Origin of the sequence: Nitratireductor thuwali (assembly GCF_036621415.1) — a bacterium.
Lineage (GTDB): Bacteria > Pseudomonadota > Alphaproteobacteria > Rhizobiales > Rhizobiaceae > Chelativorans > Chelativorans thuwali.
In genome coordinates, this window is record NZ_CP030942.1 from 134880 (window position 1) to 159153 (window position 24274).

Below are 24274 nucleotides of genomic sequence, written 5' to 3' on the forward strand. Positions count from 1 at the left end.
TCACGATAGGTCGGGCGGCGGACATGCGTCAACAAAAAGATACATCTTGCAATCAAACAACCTGATTTGTACCATTTCATACAAAGCATCCACGGAGCGGCCAGCGTGTCTGATTTGCAAGCAGCGACCAAGGGGCGGGTATTGGCCGCGCATGAGCCTCATCCTTTGGAAATGTTCAACGAAGCCGCCCAATCGCAATATCTGATTGTGTGCGAGCATGCCGGCAGGCGCATTCCCCAGAGCCTCGGCACGCTGGGCCTGCCGGAGGAAGACAGGCGCCGGCACATCGCCTGGGACATCGGCGCCAAGGCGGTTGCGATGGAACTGTCGGACATTCTCGCCGCGCCGCTTTTCACCCAGCGCTATTCCCGCCTCGTTTGCGACTGCAATCGCCGGCCCGATGTCGCCGCCTTCACGCCGGATGTAAGCGAGGCGACCTCCATTCCGGGGAACCGCGACCTTTCCGAGGAAGACAGGCAGGCGCGGGCCGACGAGATCTTCTGGCCGTTTCATGACGCCATCACCGCCGCCCTTGATGCGCGGCAGGAGAAGGGGCTGCCGACGAAACTGATCACCGTTCACACGTTCACGCCCGTTTATCTCGGCCGGTCCCGCCCGTGGGAAATCGGCGTGCTCTTCAACCGCGACCGCGGCTTCGCGGCTGCCATCGCGCGATGGCTGCAGGATAACACGGAGCTATGCGTGGGCGTGAACGAGCCCTACGCGGTCGGCGACGAGACCGACTATGCCATCCCCGTGCACGGGGAAAGGCGCGGCATCCCCTGCGTCGAATTCGAGATCCGCAACGATCTCGTCGCCGGCCGGGCCGAGGCGCGGAGCTGGGCAGATCTCATCGCCCGCAGCGTCTCTGCGGTCGCCGCCTGACGAATCGAAACCGAGCCGCAGGGCCCCATGTATCAACATTTCGGTGAGCTCTCGTTACAAGGTGATGTTGCGCTTGTCCGCCCGCCGGCCGATGCTCGCAGCTGAAACTCCAGGAAAAGTGGAACCCGGTTCTCGTCGGAGTTGCGTAGGATCAAACTATTGGATCAGTTCAACGCTTCCGTGAAACGGTGGACTGATCTAGCTGCAGGTTTTCATCCAGGAGACCAGATGATGGATGCGGGCGCCGTTGGACCCCTTGAACAGGACGATATCGCCATCGATCAGATCCCTGCTTAGCGCCACCTTCAGTTCATCCAGCGAGGCGGCATGGGCGCCGCGGCATGCGGCCGGGATTCTGTCCCAGAAATCTCCATATAACGCGCCCACCGCATATACCCGATCGATTGCGTTGGACGCGACGAGGGTAGCAAGTTCGCTGTGGTAGTTCCCGGCATTCTCACCGAGATCGAGCATCTCGCCGAGGACGGCGATACGCCGGCCCGCGCCCCTCTTCCCGCCCAGATGGCCAAGGGCGGCCCCCATTGAGCCGGGATTGGCGTTATACGCATCGTCGATGATTGTCAGACGCCGCCCTTTGAAGGTCAGTTGAAGCTCTTCGCCCCGGCCTGGCAACGCCTTGAAGGTGGACAGCCGTTCCATGGCGGGCTCCAGCGGATATCCCAGGGCCGCTGTCGCGGCCAATACCCCGAGAGAGTTCAAGGCCATGTGCGCGCCGCCCGCACCGACTTGATATCTCACCTGCCTTCCCTGGACCCGCGCGCGGACAAGTCCCTCGGCCGCGTCGTAGCTCAGCATCTGGAAGTCGCTGGCATCCGTGGCTCCATAATGCACGATCTCCAGCCCTTGCCCATGCGCGGCCTCGTGCACCGTCTCCCATTCCTGCATATCCCGATTAAGCACAGCGACGCCGCCCGGCGACATTCCCAGGAATATGGCGCGCTTCGTCATGGCTATATCCTTGGTCGTGCCGCGCTCGCCAAGATGCGCCGGCAGGATATTGGTGACCATGGCGACGTGCGGGCGCGCCATCCGGGCGCTTTGCGCCATTCGGCCGACGGCAAGCTCCAATACCAGGTGAGGCATCTCCCAGCCCATCGAGGCCAGGTTCCAGGCCACGCCATGCGGCAGGTTGGCGTTGTGGGATGTCCGCGCAGCTCCGCCCCATGCCTCCAGAACATGAGACAGCATCGCCACTGCCGTGGTCTTGCCGGCGCTTCCTGTGACCGCCAGGACTTTGCCGCTCATGCGGCTGCGCGAATATCGTCCCATCGCCAGGATGGCCTCGCCGACATCGGGGACAGCCAGCGCCGGCACATTGTGCAGCGGGGCTTCGCCGGTTTTGCCGACGATCAACCCCACCGGCCGCGGGTCCATATCCCGCACAATGCGGGGAAGGACACCTTTGCCTTCCTCCGGGCCGCGCACTGCCACGATATTGCCCGCGCGCATGGCCGGCGCATAGAGGCAGAGTCCGGTCGCGGACCACCCTTCCGGCGGGCGGACGAGCCAAGAACCGCCCGTCGCCTCTTCGATCAGGGCCGCCGTCCATTCGGGTGTCGTGCCCCGCACGGCAGAGGGCTCATGTGGGCGAATGGGCATGGTTGGCCTCCAGAAACCTTAGGTAGGCGACGAACCCCGAAAGATAGTGCTCCACGTCGTCGATACGGACGCGAAAGGCGTGATGGCGGATGAAGAAGCTGCCGGTGATCCTGTCGGGATTGGCGAAGAACATGGAAAGCTCGGGCCAGAAGTGGCCGTTCAAAAGATGGTGGGCCCGCGCATGCAGGGCGCGGTAAAATTTGTCCAGATCCACGTCGGCCAGCAGATGTTTCAGTTCCGGCTGCCGCTGCAACCGGGCAATCATACACTCCGCTGCCATCATCAATTCGAGCAGCGTCGGAAAGGTCGTGATGCGATTGAGGACGAAATCGAGATGATCGAGGAAATTGCGGATGCCGAATGCGTAGTAGCGTTCAAGCGGCCTGTACAGGGTAAGCTCGTTTACACAATAGCTCAGCCAGTGATCGTGTACCTTCCAATGTTGCGCCGCAATAAAATGCTCGAACGCACGCTCAACCGCGGCGAGCCAGCGCCCATCGCCCGTCAGCCCGTAAAGGCGCATGAGCCCGAAGGCGGCCTCGCCATCATAATATATGATGCGGAAATCCTCTTTCACCGTCAGCGACGGGTAGTTCAGGACATGGCTGAACCTGCCGCTGACCGCATCCTGCATGTGGAGGATGCCGGACGCCAATTGATCGAGCAGGCCGAGATAGCGATCCGTTCCCGTAAGCTCATTATACTTTACCAGCGCAAGGAGGCAGACCGCGTTGCCCCCGAGCTTGATCTCGTCGCCCTCATCGATGAGGAACGCGGCCATCCGCGATGGCGCAAGTTCGACGAGCCTGATCATTGTACCAGTCAGATAGTCTAAGGAACGGTCGATGGCGGCCTTGAGCTTTGCATCGCCGGTGACTTCCCATGCTTCAAGCATCGCATAGAGCGTGCTGGCGTGCCGCAGGCTGTTATAGGCGTTGATAGGGCGGTCGAAACATGGATGCCAGCCATAGATGAAGCGGCCCTCAGGACCGACCTGTGTCGCAAGGTAATCGCTGCCGCGTCTGATCAACGACCGCACATCACCCGGTTCCAGCCGGTCCAGCACCCGCCGGCTGGCGTCAGGGCCCGCGCCGTGAAGAAGAACGACGTCCTTCGACTGGTCCGACGTGAAGGTACCCCGCGCCGAAAAGACATAGACCTGTTCGGCATCAACAAACTCGACCGTATCCAGTTGGTGGCGGCGACGGGCGTAGCGCTGGAAGTTCCGCTCATTCAGCACGGCATGCTCGACATCCGCGCCGCCATAAAGCATGGCGTTGGCGTTCAATTCGGTCTCAAGAAATGCCGTTTTGAACTGGCGATCCAGAGACAGGCCGTTTCGAAAGTAGTTTCGCTTGGTCCTGCGGAGACGTTCTCGCAACTCCCGCCAGGTCACCGGTTCGACGCTCTCGACCCAGTCCACCCGAACCCATCGCGGCACCATTCGCTCGGCCGCTGCCGCGCGCCGCGCGCGGCCGGCGCCCTGTTTCCAAGTCCCCGCAAAATCCGTGCCGGTCGCGGTGACGACCTTTGCCTGTTTCTTGCCATCGCTGATCGAGAAGAAGAGCACATAGCCTGGAAAGGGCTCAGGCAGGGCGGCAGCCTCTTGTTGGACCGTAGGACGCAGCCGCGCCAGAAGTTGCGTAAGATGAGAGGGCTTCACTGTGTCGATCCAGTTTCTGGTTCATGCGGAACGGCGGCGGATGGCGTCCCTTGCCGGCATGCTGTTCACCTCTGGCTGAAAGCTTCCGTGCCGCGCAGGAGCGGCTTGATGATCGAGGCGATCACCCGCCGGTTGCTGGTCTTGATGCTGACTTCGGCAATCATTCCCGGAATTATCGGCAGGGGTTCGCCCTCAGCATCCTTCAGGGTCTCGCCGCTCGTTTCTATTCTTACGGCGTAGTAGGGCTTGGCGTCCGGGCGGGTGCTATCCAGGATCGTATCGGGGCTGATGTAAACGAGCTTGCCTTCAAGCATGCCGAATATCGTATAGTCGTATGCAGTCAGCTTGACGCTCGCCTCCAGTCCTGCGGAAAGAAACGCAACGTCCTTGGGATCGATCTCGGCCTCGATAAGCTGTCGTTCCCCGATCGGCACGATCTCCATGATCGGCTGGCCCGGGGCGAGAACACCGCCCTGCGTCGTCACATGCTGCTTGCTGACGATGCCGTCGACGGGAGAGCGCAGGACGGTGCGCTGCAGGACGTCGGCCTTCTGCGATAATTGCTGGCGCACGCTGAAGAGTTCGGCTTCGCGCCCGGCCAGCTCTGTGGCGAGCTCCTGGTAGTAGCCGTTCTGGATCTCCGACATTTCCTTGCGCATGTCGGCCTGGGATCTTTGCAGCTGGATGACGTTGACCTGACTGGCGGCACCGCTGCGCGCCAGGCTTTGCGCAATATCCAGCTCGCTCTGCACCAGATCGAGCCGCTTCGTTTGTGCTTCCTCCAATTCCCGGATACGGCGCGAGCGCGCTTCAAAGAGCGACCGCTCCGTCTCCACGATGTTCTGATACGCCTCGAAATCAGGGTCGAACTCGATGTTCTTGCGGTTCTCCAGCTCGGCCTTGATGCGCGTGATCGCGGCGCGCAGATAGACGGAACGGCCCTGCAGATCCTCGAAGGCGGCGCGCACGCTCGTATCGTCCAGGATGGCCAGCTCCTGGCCCTTGCGGACGCGCGCGCCCTCCTCCACCTCCAGCGATCTGAGAATACCGCCCTCCAAGCTTTGGATGACCTGCGACCCGCCGAGCGGCACGACCTTGCCCATACCCCGCGCGAACTCATCGATGCGGGCAATGCAGGCCCAGACGATGAAGGCGCCCACGAGCCCGGCGATGGTCCAAAGAAGAACGCGGTCTTTCTTGACGCTGAACATCATGACGCGGCCCCTGCCGATCCGGCAGCGAAGCGCTCGAGAATTTCCTCGCGTGCGCCAAAAGCGACGACACGCCCGGATTTCATGACGAGCGCCTTGGAAACCAATTTGAGAATCGGTTGGCGATGAGTGGCGACGACGAGCGTCCGTCCCCCGATCCACCGCCGCATGTTCTCGATCGCCTTCGCTTCGGTCGACTGATCCATCGCGGCCGTCGGCTCGTCCATGAGGACAATGGCCGGGTCGCGCAACCAGAGCCGCGCAAGCCCCACCGATTGACGCTGTCCTCCCGAAAGACCCCTGCCGCTCTCGCCCACTGGCCGGTCCAGGCCTTTCGGGTGGTTGCGCAGGAGATCGGCGGCGCCGGCAAATTCCAGGGCTTCGATGAGTTCGCTGTCGTCGGCGGGTCCCAAGCCAAAGGCCAGGTTGCTGCGCAGCGTCCCGAAGAAGAGCACCACTTCCTGCGGCAGATAGCCGATCTGGCGGCGCAGGTCGGCCGGGTCGATCTGGCCGATATCCGTGCCATCCAGCAGCATTTGGCCGCCCGTGGGATGGTAGAGGCCCGCCATCAGCTTGAGCATGGTCGATTTGCCGGCGCCATTGTTGCCCAGGAGAGCCACCGCCTCACCGGCGGCAATGCTGACCGCCGGAGCGGCGACAGCCGCCGGCTCGTCCTTTCCATAGGCGAATTTGAGTTCGCGTAGATCAAACGAGCCGGCCAGTCGCGGACGGCTGACGAACTGCCGATCGCGCGGCCTGTCGACCGGCAGCTTCATGATCTTGGTCAAGCCTCCAAGGGCCGTGCGCATCTGTTGCCAACGGCTGAAGATCACCGAAAGCTGCGCAAGAGGCGCGATGGTGCGGGATGTCAGGATGGAACTGCCCAGGAGCGCGCCGACGGAAATGGAGCCGGCTTCGACCAGGTAAACGCCGGCAACAACGACGAAAACATAGGAGAGCTGCTGCAGCGACGTCGTGAAATAGGTCAGGCCCGATCCAAGGCCGCGCTGCTTCAAGCTGTTCTGGGCGAGAAGCTGTGTATATTCTTCCCAAAGGCGCTGGAACCCCGCTTCCCCCTGATAGGCCTTGACGGTCTCGGGATTGGAGACTGCCTCCATCAGGATGCCGTTCCGGATCGATGCCTCCTTGTGATGCTTCTTGGATAGCTTGGACAAGGGATACTGGGCCAGCAGGCCGGCCCCGATGATCAACGGGATTGCAACCGCCAGGACTACGACCAGCGGGCCGGCGATCAGCCATATGACAAAAAGAAAGAGCAGAACGAACGGCAGATCGCTGACGGCGCCGATCGTCGAGGAGGTGAAGAACTCGCGCACCGCCTCCACTTCCCGCACCTGGTTCACGAACGACCCGGTGGAACGCGGCCGCGCAGCGCATTGAATGTTCATCGCCTGCTCGAAAACATCGGCCGAGATGCGCTGATCGATGCGGCGGCCGATCTTGTTCATGATGTGCGAGCGGACATTTCTCAAGATGGCCTCGAACAGGATGGCGATGCAGACTCCGATCGCGAGCGCCCACAATGTTGCAAAGGCGAAATTGGGGATCACACGGTCGTAGACCTGCATGGCGAACAGCGCCGTCACCGTAGCCAGGATGTTGGCGATGGCGGCCGCCACTCCGACCTCACCGAAAGCCCCGGCATTTGCCTTGACGTGCGACCAGAACCAGTGGCCGGTCGTATCCGCGGCGATGTCGTCGGCGCGTCGGTCTACGACATCGCGTTCCCCGGCATAGACGACCGTTCCGGAGAACCGCTGCAGGAGCGTCTTGCGCGGGAAGACGATCTGCTTTCCGCTCAGCTCGGGCCGGATGCAGGTGTAGTGTTCGCCCTCGACGGCGATAAGCGCGCAAAAGCTGCCGTCGTCGAGGGAAAGCAATGCAGGCAGCAATTCTTCCGCGATTCCGCCAAGCGTGCTTTGGCCCCACTGGGCCTGAAGGCCAGCGCGGCGCGCGGCGCGCGGCACCAGCTCCAGGGTGAGCTTTCCATCGACCAGCGGAAGCCCGGCCGTCAATGTCCGGACGGGCACATCGCGGTTGTTGAGCTGGCAAAGCAGCGCGAGCCCCTCGGCAAGCGGATCGCTGATACGCGAAGAGGCGGCTGGGGTCGTCTTCACCGCCTCCGTTTCCACCCCCGAGCCAACAAATGTCATTGGAATTCCGTTCCTGAAAAATCGGCGAAGTTCGAAAAGCGCTGCCCGTTGTTTGCGGCTACAGTCCCACTGCGGCGCGGAGCAAGCCGACGTCTGACAGCGTCACATACTGGTTGTTGACCGCCTCCCGCATGAGGTCCTCCCTCCTGACGAGCAGGTCCTTCACATTGCTCTGCACGCTAAGCAGATCCGTAATGGAGCGTTCCGCCGAGACGAACTGCCGTTCGTAGATCCCACGCAGCTCAATCGCGTTGGCGATTTGCTTCTCAATGCTCCGTATCTGGCGATCCAGAAAGGGAACGCGCTCGATCTGGCTCTTCACTTTGCGAAGAAGCGTGTTGCGTTCGGTCTCTGCGGTCCAGCGGCTGGCGGCCGCCGCCTGCCGCGCGGCCTCGACGCGCTGGAAGTTGCTGAAGCCGGTGAATGTCGGTCCCTGCAGCCGCAGGCCTATCGTGGTGTCCACATCGTCGAAATCGCGATTGGTGGAAATGGTCGCAATGGCATTGACGCCCGGGAGCAGAGCGCGCTGCTCTGCCTTGGCGGCTTCTTCCCGTCCGGCGGCTTCCAGCGTCCTTGTCACCACCGACGGCGCCTGCGCGACCAGGTCCTCGACGTCCAGCCCATCGAAAATATCGGCCTGATAGGGCAAGGCCTCGGCCTCGTCGATGCTCAGCCCGACCCGATTGCGGTAAGCGGCCAGCGCCTGGGCCAGGTTCGACCGTTCCTGCTCCAGAACAGATCGCGCCTCGTCGAGGCGGAGCCTGACCAGATCCCGCTCCGAGGCGTCGCTGGCCCCTGCTTCAAGCCGCTCGCCGGCCAGCGCCGCGATGCGGCTCAGCGCTTCGATATCGTCGTTCGCCACCGCGATCTTGCGCTGGAACTGACGAATGTCGATATAGCCGGCGATCGCCTCGAGCGCCACCTGGTCCTGGCGCTGGCGATGCACTTCGGCAGCGGCGTCGCGCGCGGCCCTGGCCTCCGCGACGCGGGCGGCGGTCCCGCCCCAATCGACCAGCTTTTGCGACACTTCCACCTGCCCTCGGACGCCGCGCCGGGTATCCTTGGGGTCGTAGTCGACACGGGAGCTGACCACCGGCAAATATCCGGACCATGCGGCCGAAACATTGGCTTCCTGGCTTTCGAGGGAGAGAGCCGCCGCCTTTACCTCCGCGCCGCGATCGAGGGCCGAAAGGACGATCGGCCGCAAGGGCGCGCTGCCATTGACGGGAAAGCGCTTCAGAAGCGCCGCCATATCCGGCGATGCGGGACCCCTTTTCTGGCTCGATCGAACGGTTCGGTACGGGGCCTCGTGCGCCGGTCCGGTTGTGGACGAAAGCTGAATCGACGGTTCTTTCCGGTTGCCTGTCTCGCCCGGCGGCGGGCTGCCGGCGCACCCGGCGAAAAAGACGAGCGAGGCAAGAAAGGCCGGTGGGACGCGAAAAATGCCAAAACTGGCCATGTCACTCCAATTCACAAGGCAAAGAGGAACCAAATTGAAAACACCTGTCCATCGCAATTCGATCGGTCGTGGTTCGCCCATGGAGGCACCACGGGAGCGAGTGTCGCGACAGGTTGTTTATAGCATAAACCGGCATCGTTTACATGCAGTATCCGCGCATATTTCGAACGCATTAGGGGAGAGGCCGCACTACGGTGCCGCCGCAGTTGGGCCTCTCCCATCGGGCTCGTAGTAGCGCCTGAATAGGGTGGCGCGTTGCCGCGCCACCCTTGCGATCGCTAACGATCAGACGAGATGCTGCTCTTGGGTGTCGACCCATTGCAAGGAGTTCGCTGGCGGCAGTGTATCCGCAAAGGTCTCCGTTGTATCGACGTCAGCGGCGGTCTCCGTGGCAGGTTCGCCACCTTCCTGAGCCGCCTTCGCATCGGCATCGGTCTCCTCGCCGGCTTCGGCGAAGACAACGGCGATCTCGCCCTTGTCCTCCGATTCGATCGTCAGTTCCTCAACCGGGTCGGTTTCGGATACAGCCTCGGCTGGGACCTCTGCGTCGAAGTCGGGCAGCGGCTGCTCCGCTTCCGCCAGGACCGGCTGATCGGCTTCGGCACCCTCGCTCACCGCTTCGGCTTCCGCCACCGCGTTGAACTCCGGCCTTATCGCCTCGTCGACATCGATCGTCCTGGTTGTCGGATCCTCGACTTCGTTGTTGTAGCCGGTAATCGTCCGCGTCTCGCCGATGCGTACACTCTCGTAGTGCGAGAACACAGACTCATTATGGGAGAACTGCTTTTCGATCCGCGGTCTGTACGTAAATCCTACAGCCGCTCCGGCAGGTTTGAAGAAATTGGTGATCCCGTTGTTTGAATAGAATCCCCAATAGATTTCTCCGAACAAACCGTTCGAGTACTTATCCCAACCAGTCACAACGTCTTTGTATACCGCGACAGTCTTGTACCGGGCCTCCTGCCGATAGATCGGCGTCGTCGTAACTATCGGATCGATCGTCGCCGTTGTTTCCCCGGACTCGTTGCCGGCGCGGTCCTTTGCGGTCAGCTTGAAGTCCGTCGGAGAATTGCCAAGACGCGGTGAGAAGGTGAATGTGAACACACCGTTCTCATCAGCCGTCTCGGTCTGTTCCCTTCCACCGGCGAAGGTAAGCGTGACAGTTGCATATGCCTCCGTCGTACCCGTAAGGCCATCCACCGTCATATCGTCTGGATTGACGGCAATGGTCGGCGCTGCCAGGTCGATTTCGACATCGAAGTTGCTTGAGTTGCCGCTGGGCTCGCTTACGTTGAGCACGGCCTGGCCACCATGAGGCAACGGCGGGACCAGATCGACCTCAAAACGACCGTCCGTACCGACTGTTCCCGTTCCAAGCACTTTCGACGGGTCGCTGGCGTCGTAAACCGTGACCGTCGAGCCCGGATCCGTATCGGCGATATCAAACCGACCTTCGATCTTGTCGCCGTTGTTCCACCACAGTTTTGGCGACCCGGCCCTGAGCTGCCTGGTTTCCAACTGCGGCCCATCCCCCTCTAGCGCTGTGTCGTCGAGCGAACGTCCGAGGATCGGACCCACTGGGACCGTGGCGTCGATGGTTACTTCGACAGGGTCGGAAGAAACGCCGGTCCCGCTTTCGATCACCACTTCCAGGAGCAGAGCGTTCGGGAAGCCAAGCGAATAGAGCGCCGTGAGGCTCGCCTGGAACTCAAAGTTTCCATCGACATCAACCGGAACCCGATCGACCTCGACGCCTGTCAGCGGATTGCGGAGAACCGCTGTCAGACCCGGCTTGGCCGTCCCCGAAATCACGCTGCCATTGAACTGATCGATTTCAGCCGGATCAGGCTTATCGCTGTCCGAGTCGGCATCCGCATCGGCGTCGGCATCGGCATCTGCGTCGGCATCGGCATCCGCGTCGGCATCAGCGTCCGCATCTGCATCGGCATCCGCATCTGCATCGGCATCGGCATCTGCATCCGCGTCCGCATCGGCATCTGCGTCAGCGTCGGCATCTGCGTCAGCGTCGGCATCCGCGTCAGCGTCGGCATCTGCGTCCGCATCGGCATCGGCATCCGCATCTGCATCGGCATCCGCGTCAGCATCGGCATCTGCGTCAGCGTCAGCATCCGCATCTGCATCTGCATCCGCGTCGGCATCCGCATCTGCATCGGCATCCGCGTCAGCATCGGCATCTGCGTCTGCGTCAGCATCCGCATCTGCATCTGCATCGGCGTCGGCATCCGCATCTGCATCGGCATCTGCGTCAGCGTCCGCATCGGCGTCAGCGTCGGCATCTGCGTCAGCGTCGGCATCCGCATCAGCGTCGGCGTCCGCGTCAGCATCGGCGTCAGCATCGGCGTCGGCGTCGGCATCCGCGTCCGCATCGGCATCCGCGTCCGCATCGGCGTCAGCGTCGGCATCTGCATCGGCGTCGGCGTCGGCATCGGCATCCGCGTCCGCATCGGCATCGGCGTCAGCGTCGGCATCTGCGTCAGCGTCGGCATCCGCATCAGCGTCAGCGTCCGCGTCAGCATCGGCATCTGCATCCGCGTCCGCATCTGCATCGGCGTCCGCATCTGCATCTGCATCGGCATCCGCGTCAGCATCGGCATCGGCATCTGCGTCTGCGTCAGCATCCGCATCTGCATCGGCATCCGCGTCCGCATCTGCATCGGCGTCAGCGTCGGCATCTGCATCGGCGTCGGCGTCGGCATCGGCATCCGCGTCCGCATCGGCATCGGCATCCGCGTCCGCATCGGCATCCGCGTCCGCATCGGCGTCAGCGTCGGCATCTGCATCGGCGTCGGCGTCGGCATCGGCATCCGCGTCCGCATCGGCATCGGCGTCAGCGTCGGCATCTGCGTCAGCGTCGGCATCCGCATCAGCGTCAGCGTCCGCGTCAGCATCGGCATCGGCATCTGCATCCGCGTCCGCATCTGCATCGGCGTCCGCATCTGCATCTGCATCGGCATCCGCGTCAGCATCGGCATCGGCATCGGCATCTGCGTCTGCATCTGCGTCGGCATCTGCGTCTGCGTCGGCATCAGCATCGGCATCCGCGTCCGCATCGGCATCTGCGTCGGCATCGGCATCCGCATCTGCATCTGCGTCTGCATCGGCATCAGCATCTGCATCGGCATCTGCGTCAGCGTCGGCATCTGCATCCGTGTCGGCATCTGCATCAGTATCGTCGCCCGCAGCCAAGGCAATGGATGCGCCACCGACGGCGCCGAGCATCAGAAGCGGCAGGAATCCAAGCGCCAGTGCTTTATGGTGGCCCCCATAAACAGGCGTTAGAATACCCTGCTCGGCGTTAGGAAAATTGACCTCAATGTATGCAAGCGTTCCGTCTGCTTCTTCGTTGGCGAGAAAGAGCTCACGGTGAACGCGGTTCTCATTCTCAAAGAACCCGGCCAGAACGATCCTTCCACCATTGGTGAGAACAATGATGAGGTCATCGCCCTGGCGGATGTGCTCCGAGACCGATTTTACGGGGACGTTAAGAGCAATTCGGCTATAGATGGATGCATTGATGCTCCCGCCTGTGTCCCTTAATTCCAATGTCTTATTGCCGGATTCCGACGCAACTTCCGCTCTTAACAAATCAAATCCCCATTTCTAAAATCTGCATCGCTTAAATAGTTTCTATTCCGCCCTGCCGGCTAAAGCCGGCAGGGCTCCGGACGCGCGCAAGGCGGACCGGCCTGGCTGACCCTTCAGTCATCCAGACGGTTGCTACGGCCCTAGCGTTGCACTGCGGGTACGGCCCTCTATGGCCTGTTGTTTGCGAATACAAGTCACAAACTATTGACTACGGTAAACTGGATATCATGTAACTGTATGTCGATAGACGCCGCCTTGATGCTTCAAAGACGCGAAGAGGCAGCCGGCACAATGGGGTGCTCCCGCCTACGCAGGCCGAAGCGAATGGATTCGGCCTCGGCCATCATAAGGGGCCCAACGCCCTTGGCGTCGTCCTCGACGACCGGCTCGGTCAGATAATAGCTGGCCGTGCCGTCGCGATAGACGTTGGAGAGCCCGCCAAGCCCCGCTACGTGACAGATGCCGCCAAGCCGCAAGGTGCCGGTGCCGTCGTCCCGCAGCCCCTTCCCTGCCAAGGTCAGCAGGGAGCCGTGTCCGACGGAGGCGAACTCCTCGGAAAAGCCGATACGCCCGGCTTTGAGCAGCGCATAGGCGAACATGGCGGTCGCCGAGCTCTCGGCATAGTTGCCGGGCAGATCGGGCCTGTCGATGACCTGCAGCCAGGTGCCGTCCGCCGCGCGCAGGGCCAGAACCTGTGCCAGAAGAGCGCGCATATGCTCGCCGGCGCCTGCGGCCTCCAGCCGCTCCGTGCCCACCAGTTCGGCAATATCGACCAGCGCCATCGCCAGCCAGCCGAGCGCTCGCGCCCAATGCGCGGACGAGCGGCCGGTATCGGGGTCCGCCCACTGCTGCTGCCGGCTCTCGTCATAGCCGTGGGCGTAGAGCCCCGTCGTTTTTTCCCATGTCAGCGAGAGGGCTTTCGTCAGCTGCTTCAAAGCGTCGTCAACGAGCGCATCGTCCCCGCTCAGGCGCGCGAACTCCATCTGAAAGGGAAGGCCCATATAGATGCCGTCGAGCCATATCTGCCACGGATACACCTTCTTGTGCCAGTAAACGCCCGAGCGGGTACGCGGGTGCAGCGCAAGCTGCCTGGCGAGCAGATGGGCGCCGGCTCTGTATTTCTCATCCCCGGTAGCTTGGTAGAGATAGATGAGAGCGCGGCCCGGCAGGATATGGTCGATGTTGAACTCCTCGACCGTATAGCCCGCCAGATCGCCGTCGGGCGAGATCTGTGCGTCCAGCAGGCGCTTCAGATGAGCGAACCAGCGCCTGTCGCCCGTCGCCTCGTGCAGCAGCGCGAGCCCCCGATAGATGCAGCCGTCCTCGTAACACCAGGAGCCGCCCTTGTAGGGCGTGTAGGCCGCGGCATAATTGTCGAAATATTCCATCAGCATGCCGCGGCAGCTCCCTCCATGATGCAAAGACCCTCCTCACCCGGAGAATGGTTCCGGAGTTGCCGGTGCCTGCAGAGGCCTGTTTGGGGAGATGACGGCGGCAGGCAGGGCCCGCCGCCGCATCAGGTTTTCAGAACTTTTCGAGCACGCCGTTGACGCCCTCGATGATCTCCACCGCCGCATCGGCGGCCGAGATCTGGCCATAGGCATGCGCTTCCAGCGTATCCTGGAAAATTTCGCGCACCTCCGGATGTTCGTTGAAGGGCGAGACGGTCGGCCCCTTTGCCTCCATGACGATCCGGTTCGCCGCGAGCAGCTGCGGATTGATGGCACCGCTGTCTGCGAGCGTCTCGGAGGCGATCCGGCTTGCCGGGATGCCGCGCGAATCGCCCAGCGCCTGAATGCCTTCGGGCTCGTTCAAAAGGCAGTTGACGATCTGGGCCGCAGCTTCCGGGTTCTTGCTGTTCTTGGAGATCGAGAAGACCATGGACGGCTTGCGGTATACGCCTTCCGTCACCGCATCCTGGACCGTCAGCAGCTTCACCGGCACGAGCTCCTGGCCCTCCTCCAGAGGGTCGTTGAACTTGGAATAGGTCGAATCCCATTCGTAGGACCCCGCGATGCGGCCGTCCGACCAGGCAGGCAGCTCGAACAGTTCCACATTGCCGCCACCGGCGACCGTCTTCCATGACCGGATGACGCCCTGGTCGACGAGGCTCTGGTGGAACTCGATGCCCTTCTGCAGTTCCTCCGCGGTCCAGGCGACCGTGTTGGTTGCCGGATCGATCAGATCCTTGCCGGTCATCTGCGTCGTCGCCAGCGAAACGATGAGAACGGCGGTCAGCCCGTTCTGTCCCGTGGCGTCGAAGGGGAAATAGTCCTCGCCCAGCTTTTCCTTGAAGACGGATGCCGCCGAGATGAGGTCGTCCCAGGTGCTGGGAAGAGGAACGCCGGCCTTCTCGAAGGACGCCTTGTTGAAGAAGAAGACGCGGCCCGTGGTGGAGATGGGCAGGCCGTTCAGCTTGCCGTTCATCGTCCCGCTTTCGAGCTGCTCCTCCGGCCACTGGCCGAGATCGATCGTATCGGAATACTCGCGCAGATCGGCAAAGCCCGAGCCGTCCAGCGACAGCAGCGGCAGCCACGGCCAGTTGATCTGCATGATGTCGGCCTCCGTGCCGCCGGCAAGCTGCGTGGTCACCTTCTCCTGGTGGCCTGTCCACCCGGTGAATTCGGGCTGGATCGTATGGCCGTGCTTTTCGCCGCAGGCCTTCAGCGCCTCCTGCGTGGCGATGTGGCGGCTGTCGCCGCCCCACCACGACATACGCAGATCCGCCGCCTGCGCGGCGCCCGCGCCCAAGGCGAATATCGTTGCAAGTGCTGTTGCTGTCTTCCTCATTTCATCCTCCCGGTTTGATCTTGTTCAAGCTTCTGGCGGCAGGCTGATATTCCTCCCAGTCTGCCGGTCGAAGATGTGGACTGCCTCCTCGCGCGGGGTCAGCCGGATATGGTCGTCGTGGATGTCGGCGGGGTTGTAGCGATCGGAAGGCACGACGGCGACGAGCCGCATGCCGGCGATGTCGACGTGGAGATAGACCTCGTGCCCCATGAACTCGACATGGGCCACGGTGCCTTCCAGTGCATTGTCGTCGTCCTGTGCGGCGATGCTCAGATGCTGAGGCCTGATGCCCACCGTCACCGCATCGCCGTCCTTTGCCTTCAGCCGGTCGGTCAGCGCTGGCCCGAAGGACAGCGGCTGCCCGGCGAGCGCGACCGTCAGCCCGCCATCGGCGACGACTGTCCCCTCCAGAAGGTTCATTTCGGGGCTGCCGATGAAGCCGGCGACGAAGGCGTTTTCCGGCCGGTTGTAGAGCGTCACGGGGTCGGCCACCTGCATGATATGCCCATCCTTCATGACGCAGATCCGGTCGCCCATGGTCATGGCCTCGGTCTGGTCGTGGGTCACGTAGACCACGGTGGAGGACAGCCCGTCGCGCTTCAGGCGCTTGTGCAGATCGGTGATGCGCACGCGCATGGAAGCGCGCAGCTTGGCGTCGAGATTGGACAGCGGCTCGTCGAACAGGAAGACTTCCGGCTTCTTGATGAGCGCCCGGCCCACGGCCACGCGCTGCGCCTGACCGCCGGAAAGCTGCTTGGGCAGCCGCTCGAGCAATGGATCGATCTCCAGGATGCCCGCCACCGCGCGGGTGCTCTCCTCGATCTCGGGCTTCGGCCGCCGCTTCAGCTTCAGCCCGAAGGCAAGGTTGTTGCGCACCTTCATGTGGGGGTAGAGCGCATAGTTCTGGAACACCATGGAGATCCCGCGCTGACCGGGCGGCAGATTGTTGACCATCCTGTCGCCGATGCGCACCTCGCCCCCGGTGATCGTTTCCAGCCCGGCAATCATACGCAATGTCGTGGATTTGGCGCAGCCGGAAGGACCCACCAGCACCATGAACTCACCGTCGTTCACGTCGAGGCTGATCCCGTGCACCGCCTTGAAGGCGTTGCCATAGACCTTTTCCAGGTTTCGGATCTGCAAGCGCGCCATGGCTAACCTTTCACTCCGCCCGTCGAGATGCCCTCGATGAAATATTTCTGCGCCAGGAAGAACACGACGAGCGCGGGCATCAGCGCCAGCACGGACATCGCCAGGATGCGGTTCCACTGGAACGCCTCGGTCGTGTCGATCGACAGTTTCAGGGCCAGCGAGATAGGATACTTGTCGACCGAGGACAGGTAGATGAGCGGACCCAGGAAGTCGTTCATGGTCCACATGAACTGGAACAGGCAGACCGAGATCAGCGCCGGCGCCAGCATCGGCACGACGATGTAGATGAGCGTCTGCAGCGTGTTGGCCCCGTCGACGCGGGCGGCCTCCTCCATGTCGCGCGGTATGGCCCGCAGGAACTGGATCAGCATGAAGACGAAGAACGCGTCTCCCGCGAAGGCCGACGGCACCCAGAGCGGCAGGAAGGTGTCGAGCCAACCGAGATCGCGGAACAGCAGATATTGCGGAATGCGCGTGACCACGTTGGGCAGGAGCAGCGTCGCGATGAGTGTGGCGAAGAGGATCTTCTTGCCCGGAAATTCGAAGCGGGCAAAGCCGTAGGCCACGGCCGCGCAGGAGATGGCGGTACCGATCGTCTTGGGCAGGATGATGAGGAACGTGTTCCAGAAGAAGGTCGCGAACGTATAGGGCGTCGAGGTCTTCCAGCCCTGGATGTAGCCGTCGATCGTGGGCTCCTGCGGGATGAAGCCCGGATTGGTGAAGATCTCCGAATTGGTCTTGAAGGAGGCGCCGATCAGCCAGATCAGCGGGTAGAGCATGACGAGGCCGACGCCCGCCAGGAGAAAATAGCGCACGGCCGACGAGATCGCGTGCATGCGCCGGCTTTCGATATGCGCGCGCGCGGTTTCGAGTTCGGCGGCGGCGGGGACGGCGATCTCCTGTGTCATCGTCAGCTCCTCTTGTCCCCGGCGTAGTAGACCCAGTGGCGCGACGACCAGAAGGCGATCAGCGTCAGCACCATGATGATGGCGAACAGCACCCAGGCGATCGCCGAGGCGTAGCCCATGTCGAACTTCTTGAAGGCTTCCTCGTAGATGTAGAGAGGCAGGAGATAGGTCGATTTCAGCGGCCCGCCCTGGGTGATGACGTAGGGGCCGTTGAACTCCTGGAACGCCTGCACCATCTGCATGATCAGGTTGAAGAAGATGACCGGCGTGATGAGCGGCAGCGTGATATAGACGAAGGTATGCCACTTGCCAGCCCCGTCGATCGCCGCCGCCTCATAGAGCGTCTTGTCGATGCTTTGCAGCGCGGCGAGGAAGATGACCATGGCCGAGCCGAACTGCCACAGGCGCAGCAGCGTGATGGTGAAGAGCGCATTGTCGGGATCGCCGAACCAGTTGACCGGCTCGCCGCCAAGCGCCGTGATGACCATGTTCACCAGGCCGGAATCGGCGAAGATGTAGCGCCACAGCACCGCAACCGCGATGGATCCGCCGAGGATCGACGGCACGTAATAGGCCGTCCGGAAGAAATTGATGAATTTCAGCCGATAGTTCAGGATATACGCGATGAACAGCGCGAAGACGAGCTTCAGCGGCACCGTCAGGAGCACGTAGAGAAGCGTGACCCTCAGGGATTTCTTGAAGGTCCGGTCGCGGGTGAACAGTTCCGTGTAGTTGTCGAGGCCCGACCAGCGCGGCTTGCTCAGCAAATTGTAGTCGGTAAAGCTCAGATAAAAGGACGCGATGAACGGGATCGCGGTAAAGATCAGCAGCCCGGCAATGTAAGGCGCCACATAGGCAAGGCCGAGATATCTGCTGTCGCCGCCCATCAGCCGGCCCTTTTCAACGCTTCCGGAAGGAACTCGGCCGTAGCCGCCACCATCTGGCCGAACAGGTCTTGAGCCTTGTCGGGGCCGAGGGGAGCGACCAGCGGGTCGCCGAGGAACAGCGGGAACAGATCGTCCCGCCGGCCCTCGAGAACCGCCGCGACCAGTGCGGTCTGGCGCTCGGCATGCGGCTTGACGATGAGTTCCAGCGCCTCGGGCAGCCGGCCCGAATGCAGCGGCTGGATGCCGCCGGCGGAAAACCGTGCATTGGTCTCCACCACGATGCCCTCGGCAAATCCGGAAAGCTGGCCGCGATTGGGCAGGTTGACGTTGGTCACATGCGGCGCGCCGCCGGCCAGCGCCTTGATCTCCGCCACCAGCGCTTCCTCGGAAACGTCGAGCGGCGGCAAGGGCGCGCCGGCATCGAGTTCCGCCGCCACGCGCCGCTTTTCGTCCCGCTCGCGCATGCGGTAGTCCACGGGCGTCAGCCCGAAGCCGAACTCTTCGTTGCGATCGAGATACCAGGTCTGGGGCACGAACTCGGCCAGGTGCCGGTCCCCTGCCGCCGCGGCAATGCCGAACCGCGAGGCAAGGTCGAACTTGACCATGTTGTGGTCCAGGAAGCAGCGCTCCTGCTCGTTGTCGGGATCGATCGGCGTCGCGCGCCAGCCGGACGCGCGATGGGTCCGGGCGAAATCCAGATAATCCTGCAACATGTCGACACCGCCGACCACGGCGCGGTCGACGAAGGTGAAATGGTTGATGCCAAGCACGTTCACCTCGACATCGCGGAAGCTGTAGCTGACGCTGCCCGCCTTGCGGTTGGCGAGCCATGCCACGATGTGCCGCAGCTTGGTCACCTCGTGGCACTCGCCCCACGCCTTGATGCCCGGGAAAACGGCGTAGAGCGTCCCCGTCAGCGCCGACATCGGATTTGTAAGGTTGCAGACATAGGCATCCGGGCAGCATGCCCTGATCGATTGCGCTATCTCCGCCAGCATGGGAATGGACCGCATGGCGCGCACGAAGCCGCCCGGCCCGACCGTGTCGCCGACCGACTGGCGGATGCCGTAGCGTTCCGGCAGGGCGATGTCGGAGGCCATCGTCTCCAAAGTGCCCGGCAGGATCGAGATGACGACCACATCGGCACCGTCGAGCGCATCCTCGATGCGCTCATGCGCCGTATAGCGGGCCGGCTTGCCCCTGCCGGCCTCCGCGATGCGCCGCCCGAGACGGGCGTTGCGCTCGGCGGCGGCGAAATCGATGTCGTAGAGGCGCATGTCGACGACCAGCGTGCCGTCCTGGGCGATGTCGCCCATCAGTTTGGTCGCCCAGTTGAGCGAGCCTCCGCCGATATACGCTACCGCAAGGCTCTTTTGATCTTCAAAATCATGCATGTCGATATAGCGGACGATGCCGTGATCTGGAGCGGAGTGCCCAGATCGGGTGCCCGGCGTCGTCGGATCCTCCCAGAATGACGTGGTTTTCGCGCTTGCCGCGATGTATGGAGACAGTATTCTGTCTCACGCGTCCATTTGAAATTGACGAATCTGGAAAAAGGGATGGAGAAAACTGAAGGTGGCGTTCTGGCCGGCATCCCGGAGAACGCCCTGAAGCTCAACCTGACGCGCTCCGCCATCAAGATGCAGCACCCGCGGACATGGCGCGTCGACAAGTCGAACACCGTTCACGACCTCATCGTGTGCCTGAGCGGCAGCGGCAGCTATGTCGTCGACGACAGCGCCTACACGCTGACGCCGGGCGACGCCATGCTGATACCGGCTGGCAGCCATTTCGTCGGCTGGCATGCTTCCGGCGAGGCCTATACGGGCGTGGCGCAGCACTTCACGCTCGACGTCTTCGGCAGGCACGACCTCATCTCGCAGATGCACATCGAGCGGATCGTGCGCTTTTCGCGCTGGCCGCTGCTGGAACCGGTGATCCGCTACTATCACGACATCGCCCCGGCATCCTCGACGACGCTCCTGCAGCACCATCTCTTCATGTTCATCCTGATCGAATTCCTGGAGGATGCCTTCATCGCCTGGAACACGCCGCCGGTGGGCGCCGTGAGCACCGCCGACGGCATCTCGCTCAGCATCATGCTGGCCGCCGCCCGGATAACGGCCGAGCCGCTCGACGAGGGGATCTGCGAGCGCGTCGTCGCCGAGGCGCCCTACAACCCCGAATATTTCAAGCGGGAGTTCCGCCGCCAGATCGGCTGGACGCCGAGAAAGTTCCAGGAGTTCAAAAGGATGGAGCGGGCCATGAACATACTCGCCAGCGGCAACACGGTCAGCGACACCGCCGCCCTCGTCGGCTATTCCGACGTCTACTACTTCTCGCGCATGTTCAAGCGCCACATCGGCACCAGCCCGGTCGGCTACAAGCTTGCCGTCCAGGAAAACCAGAACGGCCGGTTCCCGCGCGGGGAGGAGGACGGCCAGGTCATGTACCCGCTGGTGCAACGGCTGGAATAACAGTTCCAAGAGAAGCGGAAACGGCTTCCGTCCGCGACTACGTTGAATGAGACACCGGGTCGTTTCGCCGCTTCGGACAAAACGATCCGAGCATGACTATCCCGCGACACCCGCCGCGCATTTGCGCGCGCCCTCGTCGGCCAGCGCGGCATAGGCCTCCTTCAGCGGCCCCGCAAAGCGCGCATCGGCGGCGAGCCCGGCCGGGAACACCTCGCGCACGGAGAGCAGGGCTTCGACCTTCGCGTCGGCGCCGTCGGCGCTCTCGCTCAACTGCCTGAGCCGGTCGGCCAGCGGATCGCGCACGTCGATCGCCGCGCCCTTCTCGTCGATACCGCCGACATAGCGCATCCAGCCGGCGACCGCGAGAATGAGGCCGTCGCATGGACGGCCGGCCTCGATATTGTCGCTTATCGTTCCCAGAATGCGCTGCGGCAGCTTCTGCGAACCGTCCATGGCGATCTGCCAGGTGCGGTGGCGGATTGCCGGATTGGCGTAGCGATCGAAAAGCGCCTGCGCATAGGCTGCAAGGTCCACCCCTTCCGGCGGCGTCAGCGACGGGATGATCTCCCTGGCCCACAGGTGCCGGACAAAACCGGCGAAGACGGGATCGGCCACCGTGTCGGCAATGGTCTCGTGGCCCGCCAGATAGCCGAGATAGGCCAGCGCGGAATGCGTTCCGTTGAGGCAGCGCAGCTTCATGTGCTCGAAGGGTGCGACTTCCTTCACGATCTCGACGCCGACAGCCTCCAGGTCCGGCCGGTCGCCATCGACGAAATCGTCCTCGACGACCCATTGCCGGAAGGGCTCGTGCATGACCGGAGAAAGGTCGAGGACGCCCGTCTCGCTCGCCAGTCGCTCGATATCCTCTTCCTTCGTCGCCGGCACGATGCGGTCGACCATGGTCGAGGGGAACGCCCCCTCCTCCGCGATCCAGCGCTCGAGCGCCGGGTCGATGAGCCCGGCAAGTTCCAGCACCACGCCGCGCACCATCCTGCCATTGTCCGGAAGGTTGTCGCAGCAAAGCACGGTGAACGGCCTCAGCCCCGCCTGCCGGCGCCGCGCCAGAGCGCGCACGAGGAAACCCGGCGCCGACCGGGGGCTCTCAGGGTTCTCCAGATCGTTGACGATGTCCGGGTGGCTGCGGTTCAACGCGCCGGTGGAGGGCTCATGGCAATAGCCCTTCTCCGTAACCGTCAGCGACACGATGCGGATCGACGCGTCGCTCATGGCGTTCAGCACCGCCTGGGGATCTTCCCTGGCGACCAGGACATCGCGCACGATTTCGACCACCCGGCGCGACTGCCCTTCCGGGCCGAGCTCCACCGCCGTATAGGCAAAGCCCTGCGGCGCCAGCGCGTCGCGCTGGGCGGGGCGCACGAGGCTCACGCCGACAATGCCCCAGTCGCCGCCCGAATGCCGCATCGCCTCTTCGACATAGAGCGCGCCGTGGGCCCGGAAGAAGGCGCCGAGGCCCAGATGCACGATGCCAGGACGGGGACGGTTTTCCAGCGGGCGCGAAAGGCGCGGCAGATCAGCGGGCAAGCCAGCCTCCATCGACATTGAGGATCGCGCCATGCACGTATTTGGCGGCGGGCGAGGCCAGGTAGACGGCCGTGCCGCCGATATCGTCGGGCTCGCCCCAGCGGCCGGCGGGAATGCGGTCGAGGATGGCCTGCGCCCGGCCGGGATCGTTACGCAGGGCCTCGGTGTTGTTGGTGGCGATATAGCCGGGCGCAATGGCGTTCACATTGATGCCCTTGGCCGCCCACTCATTGGCCAGCAGCCGCGTGAGACCCGCCACGCCATGTTTGGACGCCGTATAGGCCGGCACGCGAATACCACCCTGAAACGAGAGCAGCGAGGCGACATTGACGATGGCGCCGCCCGCCCCGCGCGCGAACGCCGCCCTGGCGAAAGCCTGGCACATGAAGAACACCGCCTTCAGGTTGACGTCCATGACGTCGTCCCAATCGGCCTCTGTATAGTCGACCGCATCGGCGCGGCGGATGATGCCGGCATTGTTCACCAGGATGTCGACCGGCCCTTCCTGCTCGAATATCCGTCCCCCGCCATCGAGTCGGAAAGATCCAGATGCAGGCTGCGCGCCTTGCCGCCGCCCTTCTCGATCTCGGCCACCGTGCCCTCGCACGAAGAACGCCCGGCGCAGATCACCTCGGCGCCGGCCTCGGCCATACAGCGCGCAATCGAGCGGCCGATGCCCGTATTGGCTCCGGTCACCAGCGCCGTCCTGCCGTCGAGCGAGAAAATCCGCATCAGCGCATGTCTCCCATGCCCACCATCTCGACGTCCTTGTAGTTCACATTGTCGCCGGCCATCGCCCAGATAAAGGCGTAGGAAGCCGTTCCGGCACCGGAATGGATCGACCAGGGCGGCGAGATCGCGCCCTCCTCGTTGCGCACGATCATATGCCGCGTCTCGGTCGGCTCGCCCATCAGATGAACGGCCATCTGGTCCTCCGGCAGGTCGACATAGAGATAGGCTTCCATGCGCCTGTCATGCACATGGGCCGGCATCGTGTTCCAGACGGAGCCGTTGTGGAGCTTCGTCATGCCGACCACGAGCTGGCAGGATTCCATCACTTCGGGATGCACGAACTGGTGGATCGTGCGCTCGTTGGAGGTGGCCTGCGAGCCGAGGTCGATGCGCGCCGCCTCGTCGATCCTGATGAGGCGCGAGGGAAGGGTCTTGTGAGCCGGCGCCGACAGGATGTAGAAGCGCCCGCCGCCCGAGAAGGTGACGGGTCCCGACCCCATGCCCAGGTAAAGCATGTCGCCCTTGGCCATGGCGTAGTCCGAGCCCGCCCGCACGATGCCTTCGCCGCCGATATTGACCACGACCATCTCCCGCCGGGCCAGGATGGTGTCGGTGCCGCATTGCGGCACCTCGTCAAGCACGAGGTCCTTGCCGGCCGGCACCGCGCCGCCGACGATCATGCGGTCGTAATGGGTATAGATCAGCTTGATTTCGCCGTCGGCGAAGATGCCGCCCACATGGAAATTCCGGCGCAGCGCTTCGGTATCGAAGCCGCGCGCGGTCGCGGGGTCGATGGCATGACGGGTCTCGACGGAAAGCATGTTCTTCTCCTCGTGATTCATTACAGAAAGTCGTCGCGGCGGGGGGTGAAGCTGTCGACCAGCACGCCCGGCTCCAGCGCCCGGCAACCATGTTCGGCGCCGGAGGGAACGACGAAGGAATCGCCCGGTCCCACCTCGAAGGTCTCGCCGGCGATGGTGAACTCGAAACGGCCGGCCTGCACATAGGTCGCCTGCACATGCGGATGGCTGTGCAGCGCGCCGACGCCGCCCTCCGCGAACGCGAATTCCACCACCATCAGTTCCGGACTGTCGGACAGCACCCGGCGCGTGACGTTGCCGCCGGCGTCGGTGGCGGGAAACGCCCGCAAATATGCATTCGTCATTTT

17 protein-coding genes and 2 pseudogenes are annotated in these 24274 nt (G+C 63.1%); 2 read left to right on the plus strand and 17 right to left on the minus strand.

Translation table 11 applies throughout. From position 1 onward, the window contains the following. Window positions 1–105: 105 nt before the first annotated feature. A complete protein-coding gene (locus NTH_RS21220) occupies window positions 106–885 on the plus strand; it encodes an N-formylglutamate amidohydrolase (protein ID WP_338532205.1) in 780 nt (259 codons plus the stop codon). Window positions 886–1083: 198 nt separating this feature from the next. On the opposite strand, the gene NTH_RS21225 is transcribed toward NTH_RS21220, so the two are convergent. From NTH_RS21225 to NTH_RS21280, 13 genes and pseudogenes are all read right to left on the minus strand, one after another. Further along, window positions 1084–2505 carry a UDP-N-acetylmuramoyl-tripeptide--D-alanyl-D-alanine ligase gene (locus tag NTH_RS21225; RefSeq protein WP_338532206.1) on the minus strand — a complete coding sequence of 474 codons (1422 nt, stop codon included), beginning with the start codon at window positions 2503–2505 and terminating at the stop codon, window positions 1084–1086. Next, window positions 2486–4168, minus strand: a complete 1683-nt coding sequence (locus NTH_RS21230; RefSeq protein WP_338532207.1) for a hypothetical protein — start codon at window positions 4166–4168, stop codon at window positions 2486–2488. Before NTH_RS21230 ends, NTH_RS21225 begins: the two co-directional genes overlap by 20 nt. A 65-nt stretch (window positions 4169–4233) precedes the next feature. Next, a complete protein-coding gene (locus tag NTH_RS21235) occupies window positions 4234–5382 on the minus strand; it encodes an HlyD family efflux transporter periplasmic adaptor subunit (protein ID WP_338532208.1) in 1149 nt (382 codons plus the stop codon). Then, the gene (locus NTH_RS21240; protein ID WP_338532209.1) at window positions 5379–7553 is read right to left on the minus strand and encodes a type I secretion system permease/ATPase; all 2175 of its coding nucleotides are present in this window, start codon (window positions 7551–7553) and stop codon (window positions 5379–5381) included. Before NTH_RS21240 ends, NTH_RS21235 begins: the two co-directional genes overlap by 4 nt. 58 nt (window positions 7554–7611) lie before the next feature. Beyond that, window positions 7612–8805 carry a TolC family protein gene (locus tag NTH_RS21245; RefSeq protein ID WP_338532210.1) on the minus strand — a complete coding sequence of 398 codons (1194 nt, stop codon included), beginning with the start codon at window positions 8803–8805 and terminating at the stop codon, window positions 7612–7614. Window positions 8806–9297: 492 nt separating this feature from the next. Continuing rightward, window positions 9298–12252: a hypothetical protein gene (locus tag NTH_RS21250; protein WP_338532211.1), complete on the minus strand. Its 2955-nt coding sequence runs from the start codon at window positions 12250–12252 to the stop codon at window positions 9298–9300. A gap of 99 nt (window positions 12253–12351) precedes the next feature. Continuing rightward, a pseudogene (locus NTH_RS23175) lies at window positions 12352–12618 on the minus strand (BapA prefix-like domain-containing protein); the annotation flags it as partial. A 263-nt stretch (window positions 12619–12881) separates the two neighbouring features. Then, window positions 12882–14012 carry a glycoside hydrolase family 88/105 protein gene (locus tag NTH_RS21255; RefSeq protein WP_338532212.1) on the minus strand — a complete coding sequence of 377 codons (1131 nt, stop codon included), beginning with the start codon at window positions 14010–14012 and terminating at the stop codon, window positions 12882–12884. Between the two features lie 130 nt (window positions 14013–14142). Next, window positions 14143–15408: an ABC transporter substrate-binding protein gene (locus tag NTH_RS21260; RefSeq protein WP_338532213.1), complete on the minus strand. Its 1266-nt coding sequence runs from the start codon at window positions 15406–15408 to the stop codon at window positions 14143–14145. A gap of 24 nt (window positions 15409–15432) precedes the next feature. Further along, on the minus strand, window positions 15433–16560 hold the full coding sequence (locus NTH_RS21265) for an ABC transporter ATP-binding protein (RefSeq protein WP_338532214.1): 1128 nt from the start codon (window positions 16558–16560) through the stop codon (window positions 15433–15435). Between the two features lie 2 nt (window positions 16561–16562). Then, entirely contained in the window at window positions 16563–17396 is an 834-nt protein-coding gene (locus NTH_RS21270; RefSeq protein WP_338532223.1) for a carbohydrate ABC transporter permease, read from the minus strand. A 74-nt stretch (window positions 17397–17470) separates the two neighbouring features. Then, complete coding sequence (locus NTH_RS21275; RefSeq protein ID WP_338532215.1) at window positions 17471–18355, minus strand: carbohydrate ABC transporter permease; 885 nt, start codon at window positions 18353–18355, stop codon at window positions 17471–17473. Next, window positions 18355–19749, minus strand: a complete 1395-nt coding sequence (locus tag NTH_RS21280) for an alpha-galactosidase (protein ID WP_338532216.1) — start codon at window positions 19747–19749, stop codon at window positions 18355–18357. The genes NTH_RS21275 and NTH_RS21280 overlap by 1 nt, the downstream gene beginning before the upstream one ends. Before the next feature lie 165 nt (window positions 19750–19914). Here NTH_RS21280 and NTH_RS21285 point away from each other — a divergent pair, with 165 nt between their 5' ends. After that, the gene (locus NTH_RS21285) at window positions 19915–20832 is read left to right on the plus strand and encodes a helix-turn-helix domain-containing protein (protein ID WP_338532217.1); all 918 of its coding nucleotides are present in this window, start codon (window positions 19915–19917) and stop codon (window positions 20830–20832) included. Between the two features lie 96 nt (window positions 20833–20928). Here the strand turns inward: NTH_RS21285 and NTH_RS21290 are convergent, their stop codons facing one another. From NTH_RS21290 to NTH_RS21305, 4 genes and pseudogenes are all read right to left on the minus strand, one after another. After that, window positions 20929–22386: a mannitol dehydrogenase family protein gene (locus NTH_RS21290; RefSeq protein ID WP_338532224.1), complete on the minus strand. Its 1458-nt coding sequence runs from the start codon at window positions 22384–22386 to the stop codon at window positions 20929–20931. Further along, window positions 22364–23106 (minus strand): annotated as a pseudogene (gene kduD / locus NTH_RS21295) (2-dehydro-3-deoxy-D-gluconate 5-dehydrogenase KduD). Before kduD ends, NTH_RS21290 begins: the two are co-directional and overlap by 23 nt. Beyond that, window positions 23106–23927 carry a 5-dehydro-4-deoxy-D-glucuronate isomerase gene (gene kduI / locus NTH_RS21300; protein WP_338532218.1) on the minus strand — a complete coding sequence of 274 codons (822 nt, stop codon included), beginning with the start codon at window positions 23925–23927 and terminating at the stop codon, window positions 23106–23108. The pseudogene kduD and the gene kduI overlap by 1 nt, the downstream one beginning before the upstream one ends. Before the next feature lie 20 nt (window positions 23928–23947). Then, window positions 23948–24271, minus strand: coding sequence for a cupin domain-containing protein (locus NTH_RS21305; RefSeq protein WP_338531976.1), 324 nt, complete (start codon window positions 24269–24271; stop codon window positions 23948–23950). Between the last annotated feature and the right edge of the window lie 3 nt (window positions 24272–24274).